This is a genomic window from Streptomyces sp. UNOB3_S3 (assembly GCF_020740895.1).
Classification (GTDB): Bacteria; Actinomycetota; Actinomycetes; order Streptomycetales; family Streptomycetaceae; genus Streptomyces.
This window is the reverse complement of the sequence record NZ_JAILXP010000018.1, coordinates 20,155-38,076: the sequence shown is the minus strand read 5'-3', so window position 1 is coordinate 38,076 and position 17,922 is coordinate 20,155. Positions and strand designations below refer to the sequence as shown.

The following is a 17,922-nucleotide window of genomic DNA, read 5'->3' as shown; positions in this document are numbered from 1 at the left end:
GCCGTGGGGACGCGGGCTGGGGCGTGGTCATCGGGCGTCCTCGCTGTCGCGCTTGGTCAGGTCGGCGGGTGCCGCCGCGACCGGGGCGGTGGGCTGCTGCGTCGGCGGCTGTGGCGCCGCGGCGGCCTGCCCGGTGCCCGGGGCCGGCGCGCCCGCCGCGGGCGGCGTCGCGTACCGGTTCGGGCGTTCGCCCGGGAGGACCGGGTAGGCCTGGTCGGCCCAGCCCTCCTGGAGCTGCTGCGCGGGCCGGTCCCAGGGGCCCGGGCGCGGCACCGGGGGCTGGAAGCCCGACCGCTGGTCCGCCGTCGAGCGGTAGTCGACCGCGCCCTGCGTCATGCGCATGTACGCCTCCTCCAGGGAGGCCTGGTGCGGGGAGAGCTCCCAGAGGCGGACGTCCGCGCCGTGCGCGACGTCGCTGACCCGGGGGAGCGGTAGACCGGTCACGCGCAGGGCGCCGTCCGGCTCCGGCAGGACCTGCGCCCCCGCCGCGACCAGCGCCTCCTTCAGCCGGTCGCGGGCCTCCCGGTCGTCGTCGGGCGTGCGGACGCGCGCGAAGTCGGCGGAGTTCGCGGCGATGAAGTCCTTGACGCTCATGTCCGCCATCAGCTGCCCGCGCCCGATGACGATCAGGTGGTCGGCGGTCAGCGCCATCTCGCTCATCAGGTGGGAGGAGACGAAGACCGTGCGGCCCTCCGCCGCCAGCCGCTTCATGAGGTTGCGGACCCAGAGGATGCCCTCGGGGTCGAGGCCATTGACGGGCTCGTCGAAGAGCAGCACCTGCGGGTCGCCGAGCAGCGCGGCGGCGATGCCGAGGCGCTGCCCCATGCCGAGGGAGAAGCCGCCGGACCGTTTCCGCGCCACGTCCTGGAGCCCGACCACGCCGAGGACCTCGTCCACGCGGCGGGCGGGGATGCCCGCGAGCTGGGCGAGGGACAGCAGGTGGTGGCGGGCGCTGCGGCCGCCGTGCACGGCCTTCGCGTCCAGGAGGGCGCCGACCTGGCGCGGGGCGTTGGGCAGCTTGTGGAAGGGGTGCCCGGCGATCGTCACGGACCCTGCGGTCGGCCGGTCCAGGCCGAGGATCATGCGCATGGTCGTCGACTTGCCGGAGCCGTTCGGTCCCAGGAACCCGGTGACGGCACCGGGCCGCACCTGGAATGTCAGGTTGTGCACGGCCGTCTTGGCGCCGTAGCGCTTGGTCAGGCCGACTGCCTCGATCATTCTCCGCCCCTCGGAGCTTCGATGTGGTTCGGTTCGTTCGACTTTGGACAAGCGCAAAGCCCTCGTAAAGGTTAGGAGGATAGACGAGTCGTTGACGGTTCCCGGTGTGCCGGGCGTTACAGCGGGCCGCGCAGGTCGCCGTAGGTGAGGGCGCCCGGCCCCGGGGGCTCGTACGCCGGGAGGCCCACCGTCCGCTCCACCCAGCCCTCCTGGGCGAGGATCCGGGTGCCCTCCTTCCTGAGCTCCGGGTCGGCGGCCGCGCGCTCGACCCAGTCGCGGGGGCCGGGCCCCAGCAGCGCGCGGAGCCGGGCCGAGCCCGCCAGCAGCGCGGCGAGCAGCGCGCTCTGGTCGCCGCCGCCGGGCCGGGGCGCGCCGCCGCCCGGCGGGCCGGTGAGGACGCCCCATTTGCTGACGTACAGATACGCGCCCCGCAGCCGCTCCCCGGACGGCAGGGTCACGGGGAAGCGGTCGCCGGGCAGCAGGACTCGCCGGTAGTTGAACTCCGTGGCGTCGACGGCCGCCAGCTGCTCGCCGTCCAGCCAGCCGGCGACCAGCGTGGTCCGCGCCCCGGGGGCGGCGTACGGCGCGGCCGCCACATAGCCGTGCCGCCCGATGTGCCCCGAGCAGCCGACGGCGACGCCGCCCACCCGCACCGGCACCAGGGGCACGGCGGCGGACAGGCCGGCGCCGGCGAACTTGTGGGCCAGCTGGGCGGGGGAGGCGTTGGAGCCGACGGCCAGCACCGGGTGGCGGCGGTCGGCTGGGTCCCGGCCGAGGGCGGCCAGGGCCCGGTCCAGCGACGGTCCGCCGGAGGTGTCCGGGGCGTCCGGGGCCTCCAGGGCGTCCGGCCCGGCCGGGCGCCAGTCGCCCAGCGGCGCGGGCCCGGGGGTGAGCGGCAGCAGCTCCGGGCCGGTGAGCAGGGCGGGCTCGGTGGCCGGGCGGCCGGGGTAGGCCAGCGGACGCAGCGCGGGGACGACGTCCAGCCCGAGGGCTCGCAGGGTCCACCGCGTCATGGGTCGATTGTCCTCCGTGTCCCCTCCCGAGACCGGCGAAATCCGCACTCCGGCTGCGGCATCGTGCTGGCAGACGCTGCCGGAACGCCGGCGCCCGCCCGGCCGGGGGCTACGCGTCGCGCCGGCTCAGCAGCGCGTAGCCGCCGATCAGCGCCGCGATCACCCACAGCACCATGATCGTGAAGCCACCCCAGGGCCCGTACGGCGACTCGCTGCCCACCGTGACCACCTGCATCACCTTCTGCCCGGCCTGGTCCGGCAGGTACTGCCCGACCTTCTTCGTCGCGGAGACATTGCCGAGGATCGCGGAGATCAGGAAGAAGAACGGCATGAGGATGCCCAGCGAGAGCATCGGGCTGCGCAGCATCGTCGCGACGCCCATCGAGAAGACGGCGATCAGCGTCATGTAGAGGCCGCCGCCGATCACCGCGCGCGGCACGCCGGGATCGCCCAGCGTGGCGCCGTAGTCGCCGAGCATCGCCTGTCCGACGAAGAACGCCACAAAGCTCGTGATCATGCCGACCACGAATGCGAGCAGCCCCGCGACGGCGATCTTGCTGAAGAGAAACGTGGCGCGCTGGGGAACGGCGGCGAGCGAGGTGCGGATCATTCCCGTGCTGTATTCATTCGACACCACGAGCACACCGAAAACGATCAATGCGAGCTGTCCGAGGCCCATCCCGGCGAAGCTGATGAACGTCGGATCGAAAGCGATCTTGTCCCTGGGTGACAGATTGCCGAAGTCCTTCTTGGTGAGCGCGCTGATCAGCGCGCCGAGGGCGACCGTCACCACGATCGCGAGGCCGAGCGTCCACACCGTGGACCGAACGGATTTGATCTTCGTCCATTCCGACCGGAGGACCTGCGTCACCACCGCCATGGTCAGGATCCCTTCTTCCGCCAGCCGGATCCCCAGTCCGCGCCGGGCTCCGCCGGGGATTCCGCCGGGGATTCCGGCGGGCGGTGGTTCTCATGGGCGTGGTACTCCACCGAGCCGGCCGTCAGCCGCATGAACGCCTCCTCCAGCGAGGCCGACCGCGGGCTCAGCTCGTGGAGGGTGATCCGGTGCCGCGCGGCCAGCTCGCCCAGGTGCGCCGCGTCCTCGCCCTCGACCTCCAGCGCGCCCTCCTCGCCGGGGGTGACGTCGATCCCGGCGCCGCGCAGGATCTCCCGCAGCCGCTCCTGCTCGGGGGAGCGCATCCGGACGTAGGAGCGGGAGTTCTCCTTGATGAAGCCGGCCATGCTGGTGTCCGCGAGCAGCTTGCCCTGGCCGATGACGACCAGGTGGTCGGCGGTCAGCGCCATCTCGCTCATCAGGTGGGAGGAGACGAAGACCGTACGGCCCTGGGTGGCGAGGCTCTTCATCAGATTGCGGATCCAGTGGATGCCCTCGGGGTCCAGGCCGTTGACCGGCTCGTCGAACATCAGGATCCGCGGATCGCCCAGCAGCGCCGCCGCGATGCCCAGCCGCTGGCCCATGCCCAGCGAGAACCCCTTGGTCCGCTTCTTCGCCACCGAGGTGAGGCCGACCGTGTCCAGGACCTCCCGCACCCGCGCCGCGGGGATGCCGTTGCTCTGCGCCAGGCACAGCAGGTGGTTGTAGGCGCTGCGACCGCCGTGCATGGCCTTGGCGTCCAGCAGGGCGCCGACGGCCCGCAGCGGGTCGCGCAGCTCCCGGTAGTGGCGGCCGTCGATGCGGACCGTGCCGCTGGACGGGTTGTCCAGGTCGAGCATCATCCGCATGGTCGTCGACTTGCCCGCGCCATTGGGGCCCAGGAAACCCGTGACGATGCCCGGCCGGACCGTGAACGTGAGGTGATCGACGGCGCGGACTTCGCCGTAGTGCTTGGTCAGCCCCTCGAGCTCGATCATTCAGCCACGGTAAGGGCGCCCTCCCGGACCCGCCACCGGAGACGAGGGGCACCTCCCGGACGCACGACGCGCCCTGTACCACCGGAGGGCGGCACAGGGCGCGCTGAGCACAGGGTCCCCCGACAGCGTGCGTGATGTGAGGCGTCGTACCCCGCGGTACCCCGGGTAAGGAGGACGCGGGCCGAGCCGGCCTCAGCGGCTCTGCTGCGCCGGTACGCCCCGGCTGATCGGCTCGTCGTCGCCGGGGACGCCGGCCGCGGCCACCGCCGCGCCGGTCAGCGTGGCCAGCATCTCGCGGACGTTGGTCAGCTGGGCGTTGATGCTGTCGCGGCGGTTGGTGAGCGCCGCCAGCTCCCGCTCGGATTCGCTGCGGATACGGTCCGCCTTGGCGTTGGCGTCGGCCACGATGTCCTCGGCCTGGCGCTGGGCCGTCTCCACCGTCTGGCGCGCCCGGCGCTCCGCGTCCGTGCGCAGCTTCTCCGCCTCCAGGCGCAGCTGCTCGGCGCGGTGCTCGATCTCCGCCAGCCGCTTCTCCGCCTTGGCCTGGCGGGAGGCGAGGTCGCGCTCGGACTGCTCACGGCGCTTGGCGAGGTTGGTCTCGAAGTCGGCGGCGGCCTGGGCGGCCTTGGCACGGGTCTCCTCGAAGAGCGCGTCGGCCTCCTCCCGCTTGGACTGCGCGTCCTTCTGCGCCTCGGCACGCAACGAGGAGGCGTCGCCCTTCGCCTTCTCGACGATCCGGGCGCCCTCGTCCTCCGCCTTCGCCTTGCGGTCCGAGGCGAACGACTCGGCGTCGTTGCGCACCTGCTGGGCGGCCGACTCGGCCAGCTCGCGGTGCTGCTCGGCGGCGCGCCGGGCCTCCTCACGCAGATCCTTGGCCTCCTCCTCGGCCAGCCGGAGGATCTTCTCCACGCGGGCCCCGAGCCCCGCGTACGACGGCTCCGCGTCATTGATCTGTGCCTGAGCGTTCTGCGTCTCGAGGTGGAGCTCCTCGATGCGCTTTTCCAGAGAGGTGATCCGGGCGAGTGCGCTGTCACGGTCCGCTACGAGCTTCGTAATGCGGTCGTCCACCTGGCCGCGGTCGTATCCACGCCGCACCAACTCGAAGCCGAAGGGGGAGGAAGTGTCGCTCATGGGGTTCCTGTCATTGGAGAACCGGTGAGGTGATAGAGGAATCCTAGGGGCGTGAGCGGCGTGTCATCCGGCAGATGGTTTAAGACAGTTGGGGAATCCGGAAAATGACCCCTCGAATGAGTGGCTACTTTCGGTCCTGCTTGCCACCCGATCGAGTAGCTCCGGCACCGGCCGTCGCCTTCACCCCACCGTCCTTGGAGCCGCCCGCCCCCGGGGACTCAAATGATTCCAACGCCTCCAACACGTCCTGGACACGGGAAATCTCCTGCTGAATGTCCTCGCGTCGGCGGACGAGCACCTCCAACTCCCGCTTTCCTTCCTCCAGAAGGCGGGCGGCCTCCTCCTGAGCCTCGGTGCGCAGGCGGTCGGCCTCGCGTACGGCGGTGGTCTTCTTCTGCTCCGCCTCCTTGATCAGCGCGTCCGCCTTCTTCACGGCGGTGATCCGCACCTTGCTGGCCTCGCTCTGGGCGTCCGACAGCAGCTTCTCCGCCTTCTCCTCGGCGTTCGCCAGCTGCTCGGTCGCGGCGGCGACGAGCTTGTCGCAGCGCTCGCCCGCCGACTGCATCGCCTCGGCGGCCTCCCGGCGCGCCCGCTCGTGGAGCTTCTCGACCTCGCTCTCGATCCGGCCGCGCAGCTCGTCGGCACGGTCCCTTATGGCCGTGGCGTCGCCACGGGCCTCGGCGAGCATCGTGTTGGCGTCCGTACGGGCCTGCTCCACCAGCGCGTTGCCCTCGCCGGTGGCCTCCTTGACGATCCGATCGGCCTCCTTGCGGGCCGCGCCGACCATGGCGTCGGCCTGCTCCTCGGCCGCGGTCGCCGACCGCATGGCCTCCTCCTGGGCCTTGGCCACCAGCGCGTCCGCCTGCTCGGCGGCGTCCGCGAGCCGCTTGGCGCCCGCGTCCCGCGCCTGGTCGACGGTCCGCTCGCCCTCGGCCCGCGCCTCGGCGCGCAGCCGCTCGGCCTCCTGGACGGCGTCCGCCTTGAGCCGCGCGGAGTCCGCACGGGTGCTGTTGGCGTTCTCCTGGGCGGCCGCCAGCGCCTCGGAGGCCTCGGCGGCCATCCGCTCGGCCTCCCCCGTCGCCTCCGCGATCAGGGTGTCGGCCTGCTCGGCCGCCTCCGCCCGGCGGGTGTTGGCCGCCTCGCGGGCCTCGTCGGTGGTCCGGGTCGCCTCGGCACGGGCGTTCTCCAGCGCCGCGTCGGCGTCGGCGCGCAGCCGGTCCGCCTCCGCGTTCGCCTCGGAGACGACGCGGTCGGCCTGCTCGATCGCCTCGGCCACATGCGCGTCGGCGGCCTGGTGGGCCTCCTCGACCGTACGGGCGGCCTCGGCGGCCATCTTCTCCGCCTCGGCCGTGGCCTCGGCGATCAGCTCGTCGGCCTGCCCGGCCGCCTCCGCCCGGCGGGCGTTGGCGTCCTCACGGGCCTTGTCCACGATCCGGTCGGCGTCGTCCTGCGCGGAGGACGTCAGCTCGGCCGCCTCGTTGACGATCCGCTCCGCCTCCGCCCGGCCCTCGCCGCGGATCTTGTTCGCGTCCTCGCGGGCCTCGGCGCGCGTCCGGGCCGCGTCCTGCTCCGCCGACGCCAGGGCGTCGGAGGCGTCGGTGCGCATCTGCTGCGCCTTCGCGGACGCGTCCGCGACCAGCCGCTCGGCCTCCGCCGTCGCCTTGGCGACCACGGCGTCCGCCTGCTCGTCCGCCTCGGCCTTCTTCTCGGCCGCGGCGGCCCGCAGCCGCTCCGCCTCCGCCGCCGCTTCGGCCCGCTCGGCGTCGGCGGCCTCGCGGGCCTCCTCGACCGTCCGCGTGGCCTCGTCCGCCAGCTTCTCCGCCTCCGCGACGGCCTCGGTGATCAGCTCGTCGGCCTGGAGCGCGGCCTCCGCCCGGCGGGCGTTGGCCGCCTCGCGGGCCTCGTCGACGGTACGGGCCGCCTCGGCGCGGAGCCGGTCGGCGTCGGCCTCGGCCTCGGCGCGGTGGGCGTCCGCCGCCTGCTGCGCCTGCTCCTCGAAACGGGCCGCCTCCACGCGCGCCGCCTCGACCATCTCGGCCGCCTCGGCGATCAGCCGGTCCGCGTCCGTCGCCGCCTCGGCCCGGTGGGTGTCGGCGGCCTTGCGGGCCTCCTCGACCGTACGGGCGGCCTCGGCGGCCATCTTCTCCGCCTCGGCCGTGGCCTCGGCGATCAGCTTGTCCGCCTGCCCGGCGGCCTCCGCCCGGCGCTTGTTGGCCGCCTCGCGGGCCTCGTCGACGGTACGGGCCGCCTCGGCGCGGAGCCGGTCGGCGTCGGCCTCGGCCTCCGCGCGGTGGGCGTCCGCCGCCTGCCGCGCCTGCTCCTCGAAGCGGGCGGCGTCGGCCTTCGCGGTCTCGGTCAGCTCCGCGGCCTCGGCGACGATCTTCTCGGCCTCGGCGGTCGCCTCGGCGATCAGCTCGTCGGCCTGGAGGGCCGCCTCGGTACGCCGGGCGTTCGCCGCCTCGCGCGCCTCGTCCAGGGCGCGCGTGGCCTCCGTGGCCATCTTCTCCGCCTCGGCCGTGGCCTCGGCGATCAGCTCGTCCGCCTGCCCGGCGGCCTCGGCGCGCCGCTTGTTCGCGGCCTCCCGGGCCTCGTCCAGCGCCCGCGACGCCTCGGCCGACAGCCGCTCGGCCTCGGCCCGCACCTCGTCCGCCGCGGCCTTGGCCTCGCTCCGCGTCCGGGCCGCGTCCTCGTCCGCGCGCTCGCGCTCGGCGTAGGCGTCGGCGCGGACCCGGTCCGCCTCGATCTGGGCGTCCGTGACGGTCCGTTCGGCGTTGTGCTCGGCCGCCGAACGCAGCCCGGCGATCTCCTCCTCGGCCTGCTCGTGCAGCCCGGCCACGGACTCCCGCACCTGCTGGGCGGTCTGCTCGGCGGCGGCCACGAGATCGGCCGCCCGCGCCTCCGCCTCCTCGACCAGACGCCGGCCCTCCTCCTGCGCCTCGGCGACCCGCTTGCGCGCCGAGGCCAGCAGCTCCTCGCTCTGCTCGTGCGCCGCCTCGCGCTCGGTCCGCGCCTCCGTACGGGCGTCACCGAGCAGCTCCTCGGCCTCCCGGCGCCGCCGGGCGGCCTCCTCCTGCGCGGCGGCCAGCGCCTCGGCGGCCTCCGCCGCCGTCCGCTCGGCCGCGGCGTTCGCCTCGGCGCGCACCCGGTCGGCGGTCTCCTGCGCCTCCGTGCGCAGCCGCTCGGCCTCGGCCTCCGCCTCCTCGCGCAGCCGCGCGCCCGCGGCCTCGCCCTCGGCGCGGGTCTCCGCCGCCTCCGCCGTCGCCTCGCCGCGCAGCCGCTCGGCGTCGGCCTCGGCCTGCGCGGTGACCGTACGCACCCGCTCCGCGGCCTCCGCGCGCTGCCGCTCGGTCTCCTCGGCGGCCTCCCGGCGCAGCTTCTCCGCCTCGGCGCGCGCCTCGCGCAGGGCGGTCTCGGCCGCCTCCACGCGCTGCCCGGCCTCGCTCCGCAGCCGCTCCAGCTCGGCGGCGGCCTCGTCGGCCCGCGCCTGGGCCGCACGCTCGGCCTCCTCGCGCGTCGCCTTCGCCGCCTCGGCGGCCTCGGAACGGACCCGCTCGGAGTGGTCCTCGGCCTCCTCGGCCATCTCCTCGGCCTCGGTGCGGGCCCGCTCCAGGGCCTCCTCGGCCTGCTTGCGCAGGGTCGCGGCGCGCTCGGCCGCCTCCGCCCGCGTCTTCTCGCTCTCGGCGGCCGCGCCGCTCCGGGTCTCCTCGGTGTCCGCCTTGGCCTTGCCCAGCAGCTCCTCGGCCGTCTTCGCGGCCTCCTCGATCTGCTGGAGCGCCTCGCGGCGCGCCTCGCCACGGAGCCGCTCGCCCTCGGCGACGGCGTCGGCGCGCAGCTGCTCGGCCTCGGCCCGCAGCCGGCGCGCCTCCTCCTGGAGCTCGACCGTCTTCGCGCGGTACTCGGCGGTGTCGTCCTTCGCCTCGCCCTTGAGCTGCTCGGCCGTGTCGGCGGCCTGCGCCCGCAGCCGCTCGGCCTCGGTCTCCGCCTCCTTGCGGATGCGCTCGGCCTCGGCGGCCGCCGCCTTCCGCGCGGCCTGGGCGTCGTCCGTGGCCTTGGCCAGCATCTCCTCGGCCGACCGGGCGGCCTTGGCCAGCGCGGCGGCGGAGTCCTCGGCGACGGCGCTGCGCGCCTCGGCGGCCGCCTCCGTGCGCATCCGCTCCGCCTCGGCGACGGCGTCGGCGCGCAGCTGCTCGGCCTCGGCCCGCAGCGCCTCCGACTCCTTCGTCGCCTCGCTCACCAGCCGGGCGATCTCCGCCCGCGCCGTGCGCGTGCGCTGCTCGTTGTCCGACTCGGCGGCGGTCAGCCGCTGGGCGGCGGCCTCCTTCGCCTCCGTGACGAGCTTCTCCGCCTCGGCCCGCGCCTCGCGCAGGGCCGTGTCGGCCTCCTGGATCCGCGCCTCGGCGGTACGCGTCAGCTCGGACGCGGAGCTACGGGCCTGGTCGGCCTCGGCCGTCGTGGCCGTCCGCAGCTGCTCCGCGTGGTCGGTGGCCTCCTGCGCCTGCGTGGAGGCGGCCGTCAGCAGCCGCTCGGCGTCCGCGCGCGCCCGGCGCAGGATCGCCTCCGCCTCCGCACGGGCCTCCTCGGCCGCCGCCCCGAGCCGGCCGCTGGCCTGCTCGGTCAGCCGCTGGGCCTCGGCGCGCGCGGCGCCCAGCGACGCCTCCGCCTCGGCCCGCGACTCGTCCAGCAGCCGGCGGGCCTGCGCCTCGGTACGGGCCCGCAGCTGCTCGGCCCAGGCCACGTTCTCGTTGACGTGCGACTCGACGGTGCGCCGGCGTTCGTTCAGCTCCTCGTCCAGGCGCTGGCGGCGGGCCACCGCCTCGGCGTGGAGCTCCGCCTCCATCCGGGCCTGGCGCTCGGCCTGCTCCTGGAGCAGCCGCTGCGTCTGCGCCCGGGCCTCGCGCACCTCGCGCTCGGCGTCGCTGCGCAGCTGTTCGGCCTGGATCTGGGCGTTGCGGAGCAACTGTTCGGCCTGATAGCCGATGTCCGCCGAGTCATAGGCGGGACGGTGGGCGAGATTGCGGCGCGCCTCGTGGAGCTTGGCGCGCAGAACCTCGACCTGGTAGCCGAGGTCGTCGGCGTGCTGGACCGCCTTCTCCCGCTCCGTCTTCAGCCGCTTCATCTCGGCCTCGAACTGCGAGAGGTGGTCGGCTTCCTCCAGCTGACTCTCCTGGCGCTCGTAGCCCCGCACAGCGCGGTCCATCCGTCCCCTGTATCGCGTCGGCGGCCGGCCCCGTACTGCGTCGGTGGTGAACCCGGAGCCCGCCCTTCCGAAGAAATGGTGTCAGATCATCGGTACAGCCCGGCCCGGGACCCATGGGCGAACCCGTGGTACCCCGGCCGAACCTGCACTCTACCGGCCGGGGCAGGGGAGGGTCAGTGCTCCTTGTGTACGGAAGGTGCCGAGGTGACCAGTTCGGTCAGCACCCCGTGGCAGTCCTTGGGGTGGAGGAACGTGATGCGGGAACCCATGGATCCGCCGCGCGGCTCGTCGTAGAGGACCCGTACGCCCTTGTCCTTGACGGCGGCCGCGTCGGCGTCCACGTCGGCGGTGCCGAACGCGATGTGGTGGACGCCCTCGCCGTTCTTCGCGAGCCACTTGCCGACGGGGGAGTCCTCCCGGGTGGGCTCCAGGAGCTGGAGGTAGGAGGCGCCGCCGTCCGATGTGTCATTGATTTTGAGCATCGCCTCGCGGACGCCCTGCTCCTCGTTGACCTCGGTGTGGAACACCTCGAAGCCGTACGTGGCACGGTAGAACTCGACAGTCTTGTCGAGGTCGGAGCAGGCGATCCCGATGTGGTCGATTCGCGTCAGCATGCGTCCAGTGCACCGCCGCACGCCTGGTTACGCAACGTGCGCGCGATCACACCTTCCGCCGGGTGACCCGGTGCCGTACCGCTCAGTACATTGACGGGAACCGTCGTTAACATCCCTCTCCGCTCGAAGGGGCAGCGCCCATGTCTGGTGCGAACGGAAATACCGGTACGACCTCCGTCATCGTGGCGGGCGCCCGCACACCGATGGGCCGCCTGCTGGGCTCGCTGCGGAGCTTCTCCGGCGCCGAGCTGGGCGCGGTCGCCATCAAGGCCGCCCTCGACCGGGCCGGGATAGGGGGTGACCAGGTCCAGTACGTGATCATGGGTCAGGTGCTCCAGGCCGGCGCGGGCCAGATCCCCGCCCGCCAGGCCGCCGTCAAGGCCGGCATCCCCATGTCCGTCCCGGCGCTCACCATCAACAAGGTCTGCCTCTCCGGGCTCGACGCCATCGCCCTGGCCGACCAGCTCATCCGCGCGGGCGAGTTCGACGTCGTCGTGGCCGGCGGCCAGGAGTCCATGACCAACGCCCCGCACCTGCTCCCCAAGTCCCGCGAGGGCTACAAGTACGGCGCGATCGAGATGCTCGACGCCATGGCCCACGACGGGCTGACGGACGCCTTCGAGAACATCGCCATGGGCGAGTCCACCGAGAAGCACAACACCCGCCTGGGCATCCGCCGCCCCGAGCAGGACGAGATCGCCGCCCTCTCCCACCAGCGCGCCGCCGCCGCCCAGAAGAACGGCCTCTTCGACGCCGAGATCACCCCCGTGGAGATCCCCCAGCGCAAGGGCGACCCGGTCCTCTTCAACAAGGACGAGGGCATCCGCGCCGAGACCACCGCCGAGTCCCTGGGCAAGCTGCGCCCCGCGTTCGCCAAGGACGGCACGATCACGGCCGGTACGGCCTCGCAGATCTCCGACGGCGCCGCCGCCGTGGTCGTGATGAGCAAGGCCAAGGCCGAGGAGCTGGGCCTCCACTGGATCGCCGAGATCGGCGCCCACGGCAATGTCGCCGGCCCCGACAACTCCCTCCAGTCCCAGCCCTCCAACGCCATTCGGCACGCCCTGCGCAAGGAGGGCATCGGCGTCGACGACCTCGACCTGATCGAGATCAACGAGGCCTTCGCGGCGGTCTCCGTGCAGTCCATGAAGGATCTGGGCGTATCCCCTGAAAAGGTGAACGTCAACGGCGGAGCGATCGCGCTCGGCCACCCCATCGGCATGTCCGGCGCCCGGATCGTGCTCCACCTCGCGCTGGAGCTCAAGCGCCGGGGCGGCGGCGTGGGCGCCGCCGCGCTGTGCGGCGGCGGCGGTCAGGGCGACGCCCTGATCCTCCGGGTGCCGGGCAACAACAAGTGAGGTAGGTCCTCTGATCCTCTGAGGAGGGAGCCGTGATGGTGGACGTCCCCGCGCTGGTCGAGCAGGCCCGGGAAGGGCGGCCGCGCGCCGTGGCCCGGCTGATCTCCCTGGTGGAGGGGGCGTCCCCGCAGCTCCGCGAGGTCATGGCGGCGCTCGCCCCGCTGACCGGCGGCGCGTATGTGGTGGGCCTGACGGGCTCCCCGGGCGTCGGCAAGTCCACGTCGACGTCCGCGCTGGTGAGCGCGTACCGCCGGCAGGGCAGACGGGTGGGCGTCCTGGCGGTGGACCCCTCGTCGCCGTTCTCCGGCGGCGCGCTGCTCGGCGACCGCGTCCGGATGTCCGAGCACGCGTCCGACCCCGGCGTCTACATCCGCTCCATGGCCACCCGGGGCCACCTGGGCGGCCTCGCCTGGGCCGCCCCGCAGGCCATCCGCGTCCTGGACGCGGCGGGCTGCGACGTGATCCTGGTGGAGACGGTGGGCGTCGGCCAGTCGGAGGTGGAGATCGCCTCCCAGGCGGACACGTGCGTGGTGCTGCTCGCCCCCGGGATGGGCGACGGCATCCAGGCCGCCAAGGCCGGCATCCTGGAGATCGGCGACGTCTACGTGGTCAACAAGGCCGACCGCGACGGCGCCGACGCCACGGCCCGCGAGCTCAACCACATGCTGGGCCTGGGCGAGGCCCGCGCCCCCGGCGACTGGCGGCCCCCGATCGTCAAGACGGTCGCCGCGCGGAACGAGGGCACGGACGAACTCGTCGCCGCGCTGGAGAAGCACCACGCGTGGATGGCGGAACGGGGCGTCCTCACCGGCCGCCGCCTCCGCCGCGCCTCCCACGAGGTCGAGACCATCGCCGTCACCGCACTGCGCGAGCGCATCGGCGACCTCCGCGGCGACCGCCGCCTGGGCGCGCTCGCGGAGCGGGTGGTCGGCGGGTCGCTGGACCCTTACGCGGCGGCGGACGAACTGGTGGCGGGGCTGACGACGGCCTGACGGCGGGGCAGCAGCCCCATATTGATTTCTGTATAGTCGCGTGAGTGGGCGACCCATGGCGGATCGAGATCGAGCCGGAAGTCAGACAGTGGCTTGAGCTGCTGCCTGATTCTCAGTACGACAAGGCCGAGCGGGCTGCCGACATGCTGATGGCCGCGCCGACCACGCTCGGTGAACCGTACGCGCGACACCTCGGTGACGGCGTGCGTGAACTGCGTTTCACCATGGACGGCAACGCCGTGCGCATCACGTACTGGCTCGCCCCCGATCGCCGCATCGTGCTCCTGACGGTTTTCAGGAAGACCAGGCAACGTGAGGCCGCCGAGGTCGAGCGAGCCCGGCTCGCCCAGAAGGTGTGCCAAGCGGATCACGGCCCCGCCGAGCACACCTATGAACGGATCAGGGGAGAGAGCTCGTGAACCACTCCCAGTGGAGGACCCGCCGCACGAGGAAGCTCCTGGGCGAGACCGTGGAGGAGTCCCCGGCCTACGTCGAGGCCGGGCACGCGTTCGCGCTGGGCCAGGCTGTCCATGACCGCCGAACCGGACTCGGCCTTTCGCAGAGCGAACTCGCCCGGCGTGCCGGTATGACCCAGTCGCAGATCTCCAACATCGAGGGCGGTGACTCCGTGCCGACTCTGCCGCTGCTCACACGCCTGGCCAAGGCCTTGGACGCGTCGTTGACCATCGACTTGGACGGCGACATCTCGGCCTTCGTCTTCACTCCGCACGGCGCCCCCGGCCCGGGCGAAGAGCCGTCCGAGGGACGTTCCTCGGCAGCCTGACGCTGCCTCAACCCTCCTGGGGCGAGCCCGGGCCAGCGGGAATCCCTCGCCTTCCGGGTGGTGACGGGGAGGTGCGCGCTGTCGGAACGCCGGCGCGGCGCCTCGCCCGCGCCGCACCACGGGGGTGTGCGGCGCGGACGCGGCATCGCGTTCCGCGGCTACTTGCCGCGCGTGGTGCGCAGGTGCTTCGCGACCGGTTCCAGGGACGCGTGGAGCGCCTTGAGCTCCTCCGGCGACAGCAGGTCGATGAAGTGCTCGCGCACCGACGCCACATGGTGCGGGGCGACCTCGCGCATCGTCTTCCAGCCGTGGTCGGTGAGGACCGCGAAGAGGCCGCGGCGGTCGGACTCGCAGTTGACGCGGCGGACCAGGCCCGCGTTCTCCATGCGGGTGATCTGGTGGGAGAGGCGGCTCTTCGACTGGAGGGTGGCGGTCGCGAGGTCGCTCATCCGCATCCGGTGGTCCTTCGACTCCGAGAGATTGACCAGGATCTCGTAGTCGTTGTTGGTGAGGCCGAACGGCTGGAGGTCCCGTTCGAGCTGGTGCATCAGCAGTCGGCTCACGTACAGGTGGGCACGCCAGGCGGCCTGCTCCTCGTCGCTGAGCCAGCGGGTGCCGTTCTCGGTGTCCATAGAGGGAGTCTACCTAAGAAGTTGAAAGATTAACTAATGAAGGTGCGGTGGGTGGACGGGTGGTGCGGGAGGTCGTGTGTTCGACCCGTCACACTCCGCAGGGTACCGCTCACAGCCCGAAGCGGCGCTGGAGGTCGCCCAGCTGGCCCGGCAAACGCGGGGACATTGACTGATTCCCGGAGGTGCCGTGCGGGACGCCCGCCTCGGCGGGCGGACCCTCGCCGGTGGCGATCTCGTCCATCAGCCGCTCGGTGGACTGGAGCAGCACCGTGCCCGCGCCGACGAACTCGAACTGGTGCTCCTCGCCGGACGCGCCGCCCAGCCCCGTCAGTCTCCGGACGCCGCCCATGACGCCTCTGAGGTACTGGTGGTCGTAGTGGTGGCAGGGGGACGGGCAGTCGGCCCAGCCCACCAGGGCCTGCGGGTCGACGCGGATCGGGGGCTCGACGAAGACGACCGGGCCGTTGGACGCGGCCACGAACTTCCCCGTGCCGATGAGGGTGAGGAAGCCCGGGATGATCGACTGCTTGAGCGAGAGCGAGGGCTCGAAGGCCAGCAGATTGCCGGAGCGGACGGTGAGGTTGCCGTCCTCGAGGTCGTAGGAGTTGACGTCGAAGGAGCGGTCCGCGAGGAGCATCTTGCCGTGGCCCTCGGCGACGACCCAGTCCGCCGCGTGGAGCGGGGAGTGGAAGCTGCCGGCGATCAGCCGGTCGAGGGGGCCGTGGCCGATGCCATGGAAGTTGATCTGCCCGTAGTAGGCGATCATCTTCCCCTTCTGGAGGAACCACTGCCCCTTGAGGTCGACGCTGAAGGTGTAGGGGTTGACGTTGTCGTTGCTCGGGAGAGTCGACGCGTCGTGGATGACGGGGCTGGTCACAGCTTCTCCTCCGACGCCTGGACGTACACCGTGCCGTTGCCCGACAGCTCGAGCCGGAAGGCCTCGCCGCTGCCGCGGCCGACCACCTCGCGCCAGCCGATCGCGGCCGACAGCTTGTTGCGGACCTCGCCGCGGTGGGCGACATAGGCCTGCGGGTCGACGACGACCGGCCGCCCGCCGGTGATCGGCAGCTCGATGAAGCCGCCGTGGGCCATCACGGCGACCGCGCCGTGCCCCTTGAGGGTGGTGGTGAACAGGCCCTGCCCGGTCACCTGGCCGCGCACCATGCCCATCACGCCGCCCTGCGACCCCATGAACATCGTGCCCTGCTGAAGCGTGCCGTCGAAGGCGAGCAGCCGGTCGGCCTCGACATAGAGGGTGTCGCCGGTGAGCTCGATGACGTGGACGTGGTGCCCGCCGTGGCCGAACATCACCGTGCCGCTGCCCTCCACGGACATCAGCGGCGTGGCCTCGTTGGCGATCCGGCGGCCGATCATCCCCATGACGCCGCCCTGGCCGCCGGTGATGCTGGGGGTGAAGGAGACGTCGCCCTTGTAGGCGAGCATCGCGCCGCGCTGGCTGAACAGCCGCTGCCCGGGGATCACCTGGGCCTCGACCATGCGTGAGTTGAGAAGCCGGAAGGGCATCAGAGGTCACCCCCGATGGTGTTGCGCTCGCTGGGCTGGACGTAGACGAGACCGTCGCCCTCGAAGCGGATCTGGAACGCCTCGCCGGATCCCTCGCCGATGAACGTGCGGAAATTGACGCCCGACTGGAAGTGCTGCTTGAGCCTGCCGGTGTGGGCGATGTACGCGCCCGGGTCGACCTGGAGGGGCGTCTGCGGGGTCACCCGCAGCACGATCGCCGTGCCGTCGGAGAGGATCGCCGCCTGGCCGGTGCCCTCCACGGTGGTGGTGAACAGGCCGTTGCCCTGCGAGGCGCCGCGCAGGCCGGTGAAGGTGGTGCCGGTACGGAGGGCGGAGTCGGTGCACAGCAGGTTGCTCGACTCGACGTAGAGGGTCTCCCCGCGCAGGGCGACGAGATTGATCTCGCTCGCCCGGTCGGCGAAGTAGCAGGTGCCGTGTCCCTTCACCTCCATGACTTCCATCTGCTCACCGGTGAGCCGGCGCGTGACCATGCCCCGCAGGCCGTCACCGCCGCCCGTCATCTTCTTGAATGCCATCTCGCCCTCGTACGCGACCATCGAGCCGTTCTTGGCCTTGACCGCGTCCCCCGTCATGTCGACGGCGAGGACTTTGCTCCCGTGGAGCCGAAACTGAGCCACGCCCCGACGCTAGCGGGCGGACATACGGCTCCAACAGGCCCCAGGGCCCTCGGAACGCCCGGAACGGACCCGGATCCGGTGATCCGTTGCAGTACTGCGACAATGGAGCGGCTTGTGAACGCCATCACAAGCCGTGACCGTCCCGCCACTAGCGACCGAAGGTGTGCCCCGTGGACCTCAAGACCGCCTCCGCCCTGCGCCGGCTCCGCCTGGTCTCCGTGCCGGAAGGTGTTTCCTTCCTGCTCCTGATGCTCTGCTCGGTGCTCAAGCGGACCACCGACTTCAACGCGGTGCCGGTGATGGGCGCGGTCCACGGCATCCTCTTCATCATCTACGTGGTCTTCTGGCTCGACGCCTGGTCGAAGACCAAGTGGGAGCTGAAGACCGCCGCCCTCTACTTCGTCCTCTCCGTCCTGCCGACCGGCGGCTTCTTCGCCGACCGGATGCTCCGCCGCGAGGCCGAGGCCACGGTCATCGCCTCCCGCGCCCGCAAGGAAGGCGTGATCAACGCATGATCGTCGCCTTCTCCGTGACACCGCTGGGCGTCGGCGAGGACGTCGGCGAATACGTCGCCGACGCCGTCCGCGTCGTCCGCGAGTCCGGGCTGCCGAACCGCACGGACGCGATGTTCACCTCCGTCGAGGGCGAGTGGGACGAGGTCATGGACGTCGTCAAGCGCGCCGTCGCCGCGGTCGAGGCCCGCTGCGGCCGCGTCTCGCTCGTCCTCAAGGCCGACATCCGGCCCGGGGTGACGGACGGGCTGACGTCGAAGGTGGAGACGGTGGAGCGGTACCTGTCGTCCTGACGGCCGGGTCCGCCGCTCGCCGGGCGCCCTTCCCCGTGCGGGGGAGGGCGTTTCCGTTCTCCGGCCGGGTGGGGGCGACGCCGGTAGGGTCGCCTCCGTGACTCTCGCCGACGCCGGGCGTGGGATGGCCCTGCTGCGCAGAGC

General features: G+C 72.7%; 17 protein-coding genes. 6 read left to right on the top strand and 11 right to left on the bottom strand.

Annotated elements, in window-relative coordinates; genetic code table 11:
• Positions 1 to 27: 27 nt before the first annotated feature.
• The 7 genes from K6I33_RS03780 to mce all read right to left on the bottom strand — a co-directional run bounded on the left by K6I33_RS03780 (position 28) and on the right by mce (position 11,045).
• The gene (locus K6I33_RS03780; protein ID WP_229348228.1) at positions 28 to 1,218 is read right to left on the bottom strand and encodes an ABC transporter ATP-binding protein; all 1,191 of its coding nucleotides are present in this window, start codon (positions 1,216 to 1,218) and stop codon (positions 28 to 30) included.
• 116 nt (positions 1,219 to 1,334) lie between these two features.
• Positions 1,335 to 2,231: a hypothetical protein gene (locus tag K6I33_RS03775; protein ID WP_229348227.1), complete on the bottom strand. Its 897-nt coding sequence runs from the start codon at positions 2,229 to 2,231 to the stop codon at positions 1,335 to 1,337.
• Between the two features lie 109 nt (positions 2,232 to 2,340).
• Positions 2,341 to 3,111, bottom strand: coding sequence for an ABC transporter permease (locus K6I33_RS03770; RefSeq protein WP_229348226.1), 771 nt, complete (start codon positions 3,109 to 3,111; stop codon positions 2,341 to 2,343).
• Positions 3,112 to 3,113: 2 nt separating this feature from the next.
• A complete protein-coding gene (locus K6I33_RS03765; RefSeq protein WP_229348225.1) occupies positions 3,114 to 4,103 on the bottom strand; it encodes an ABC transporter ATP-binding protein in 990 nt (329 codons plus the stop codon).
• Between the two features lie 192 nt (positions 4,104 to 4,295).
• Positions 4,296 to 5,234, bottom strand: coding sequence for a cellulose-binding protein (locus K6I33_RS03760; RefSeq protein WP_229348224.1), 939 nt, complete (start codon positions 5,232 to 5,234; stop codon positions 4,296 to 4,298).
• 124 nt (positions 5,235 to 5,358) lie between these two features.
• Positions 5,359 to 10,431 carry a polarized growth protein Scy gene (scy, locus tag K6I33_RS03755; RefSeq protein ID WP_238491172.1) on the bottom strand — a complete coding sequence of 1,691 codons (5,073 nt, stop codon included), beginning with the start codon at positions 10,429 to 10,431 and terminating at the stop codon, positions 5,359 to 5,361.
• 173 nt (positions 10,432 to 10,604) lie between these two features.
• Positions 10,605 to 11,045: a methylmalonyl-CoA epimerase gene (gene mce / locus K6I33_RS03750; RefSeq protein WP_229348223.1), complete on the bottom strand. Its 441-nt coding sequence runs from the start codon at positions 11,043 to 11,045 to the stop codon at positions 10,605 to 10,607.
• Positions 11,046 to 11,185: 140 nt separating this feature from the next.
• On the opposite strand from mce, the gene K6I33_RS03745 reads away from it, so the two are divergent.
• From K6I33_RS03745 to K6I33_RS03730, 4 genes are read left to right on the top strand one after another with little or no spacing between them, the layout of a single operon-like run.
• The gene (locus tag K6I33_RS03745) at positions 11,186 to 12,403 is read left to right on the top strand and encodes an acetyl-CoA C-acetyltransferase (RefSeq protein WP_229348222.1); all 1,218 of its coding nucleotides are present in this window, start codon (positions 11,186 to 11,188) and stop codon (positions 12,401 to 12,403) included.
• Between the two features lie 35 nt (positions 12,404 to 12,438).
• Positions 12,439 to 13,395: a methylmalonyl Co-A mutase-associated GTPase MeaB gene (gene meaB, locus K6I33_RS03740; protein WP_229348221.1), complete on the top strand. Its 957-nt coding sequence runs from the start codon at positions 12,439 to 12,441 to the stop codon at positions 13,393 to 13,395.
• Between the two features lie 44 nt (positions 13,396 to 13,439).
• Complete coding sequence (locus K6I33_RS03735; protein WP_229348220.1) at positions 13,440 to 13,814, top strand: type II toxin-antitoxin system RelE/ParE family toxin; 375 nt, start codon at positions 13,440 to 13,442, stop codon at positions 13,812 to 13,814.
• Positions 13,811 to 14,179 carry a helix-turn-helix domain-containing protein gene (locus K6I33_RS03730; protein WP_229348219.1) on the top strand — a complete coding sequence of 123 codons (369 nt, stop codon included), beginning with the start codon at positions 13,811 to 13,813 and terminating at the stop codon, positions 14,177 to 14,179. Before K6I33_RS03735 ends, K6I33_RS03730 begins: the two co-directional genes overlap by 4 nt.
• A 158-nt stretch (positions 14,180 to 14,337) precedes the next feature.
• Here the strand turns inward: K6I33_RS03730 and K6I33_RS03725 are convergent, their stop codons facing one another.
• The 4 genes from K6I33_RS03725 to K6I33_RS03710 all read right to left on the bottom strand — a co-directional run bounded on the left by K6I33_RS03725 (position 14,338) and on the right by K6I33_RS03710 (position 16,973).
• The gene (locus K6I33_RS03725) at positions 14,338 to 14,811 is read right to left on the bottom strand and encodes a MarR family winged helix-turn-helix transcriptional regulator (RefSeq protein WP_229348218.1); all 474 of its coding nucleotides are present in this window, start codon (positions 14,809 to 14,811) and stop codon (positions 14,338 to 14,340) included.
• Between the two features lie 109 nt (positions 14,812 to 14,920).
• Positions 14,921 to 15,688, bottom strand: coding sequence for an AIM24 family protein (locus K6I33_RS03720; protein ID WP_229348217.1), 768 nt, complete (start codon positions 15,686 to 15,688; stop codon positions 14,921 to 14,923).
• The gene (locus K6I33_RS03715) at positions 15,685 to 16,335 is read right to left on the bottom strand and encodes an AIM24 family protein (protein WP_229348216.1); all 651 of its coding nucleotides are present in this window, start codon (positions 16,333 to 16,335) and stop codon (positions 15,685 to 15,687) included. Before K6I33_RS03715 ends, K6I33_RS03720 begins: the two co-directional genes overlap by 4 nt.
• The gene (locus K6I33_RS03710; protein ID WP_206279900.1) at positions 16,335 to 16,973 is read right to left on the bottom strand and encodes an AIM24 family protein; all 639 of its coding nucleotides are present in this window, start codon (positions 16,971 to 16,973) and stop codon (positions 16,335 to 16,337) included. The genes K6I33_RS03715 and K6I33_RS03710 overlap by 1 nt, the downstream gene beginning before the upstream one ends.
• A gap of 170 nt (positions 16,974 to 17,143) precedes the next feature.
• Here K6I33_RS03710 and K6I33_RS03705 point away from each other — a divergent pair, with 170 nt between their 5' ends.
• Entirely contained in the window at positions 17,144 to 17,488 is a 345-nt protein-coding gene (locus tag K6I33_RS03705; protein ID WP_229348215.1) for a DUF3817 domain-containing protein, read from the top strand.
• The gene (locus K6I33_RS03700; protein ID WP_229348214.1) at positions 17,485 to 17,778 is read left to right on the top strand and encodes an MTH1187 family thiamine-binding protein; all 294 of its coding nucleotides are present in this window, start codon (positions 17,485 to 17,487) and stop codon (positions 17,776 to 17,778) included. Before K6I33_RS03705 ends, K6I33_RS03700 begins: the two co-directional genes overlap by 4 nt.
• Positions 17,779 to 17,922: the final 144 nt, after the last annotated feature.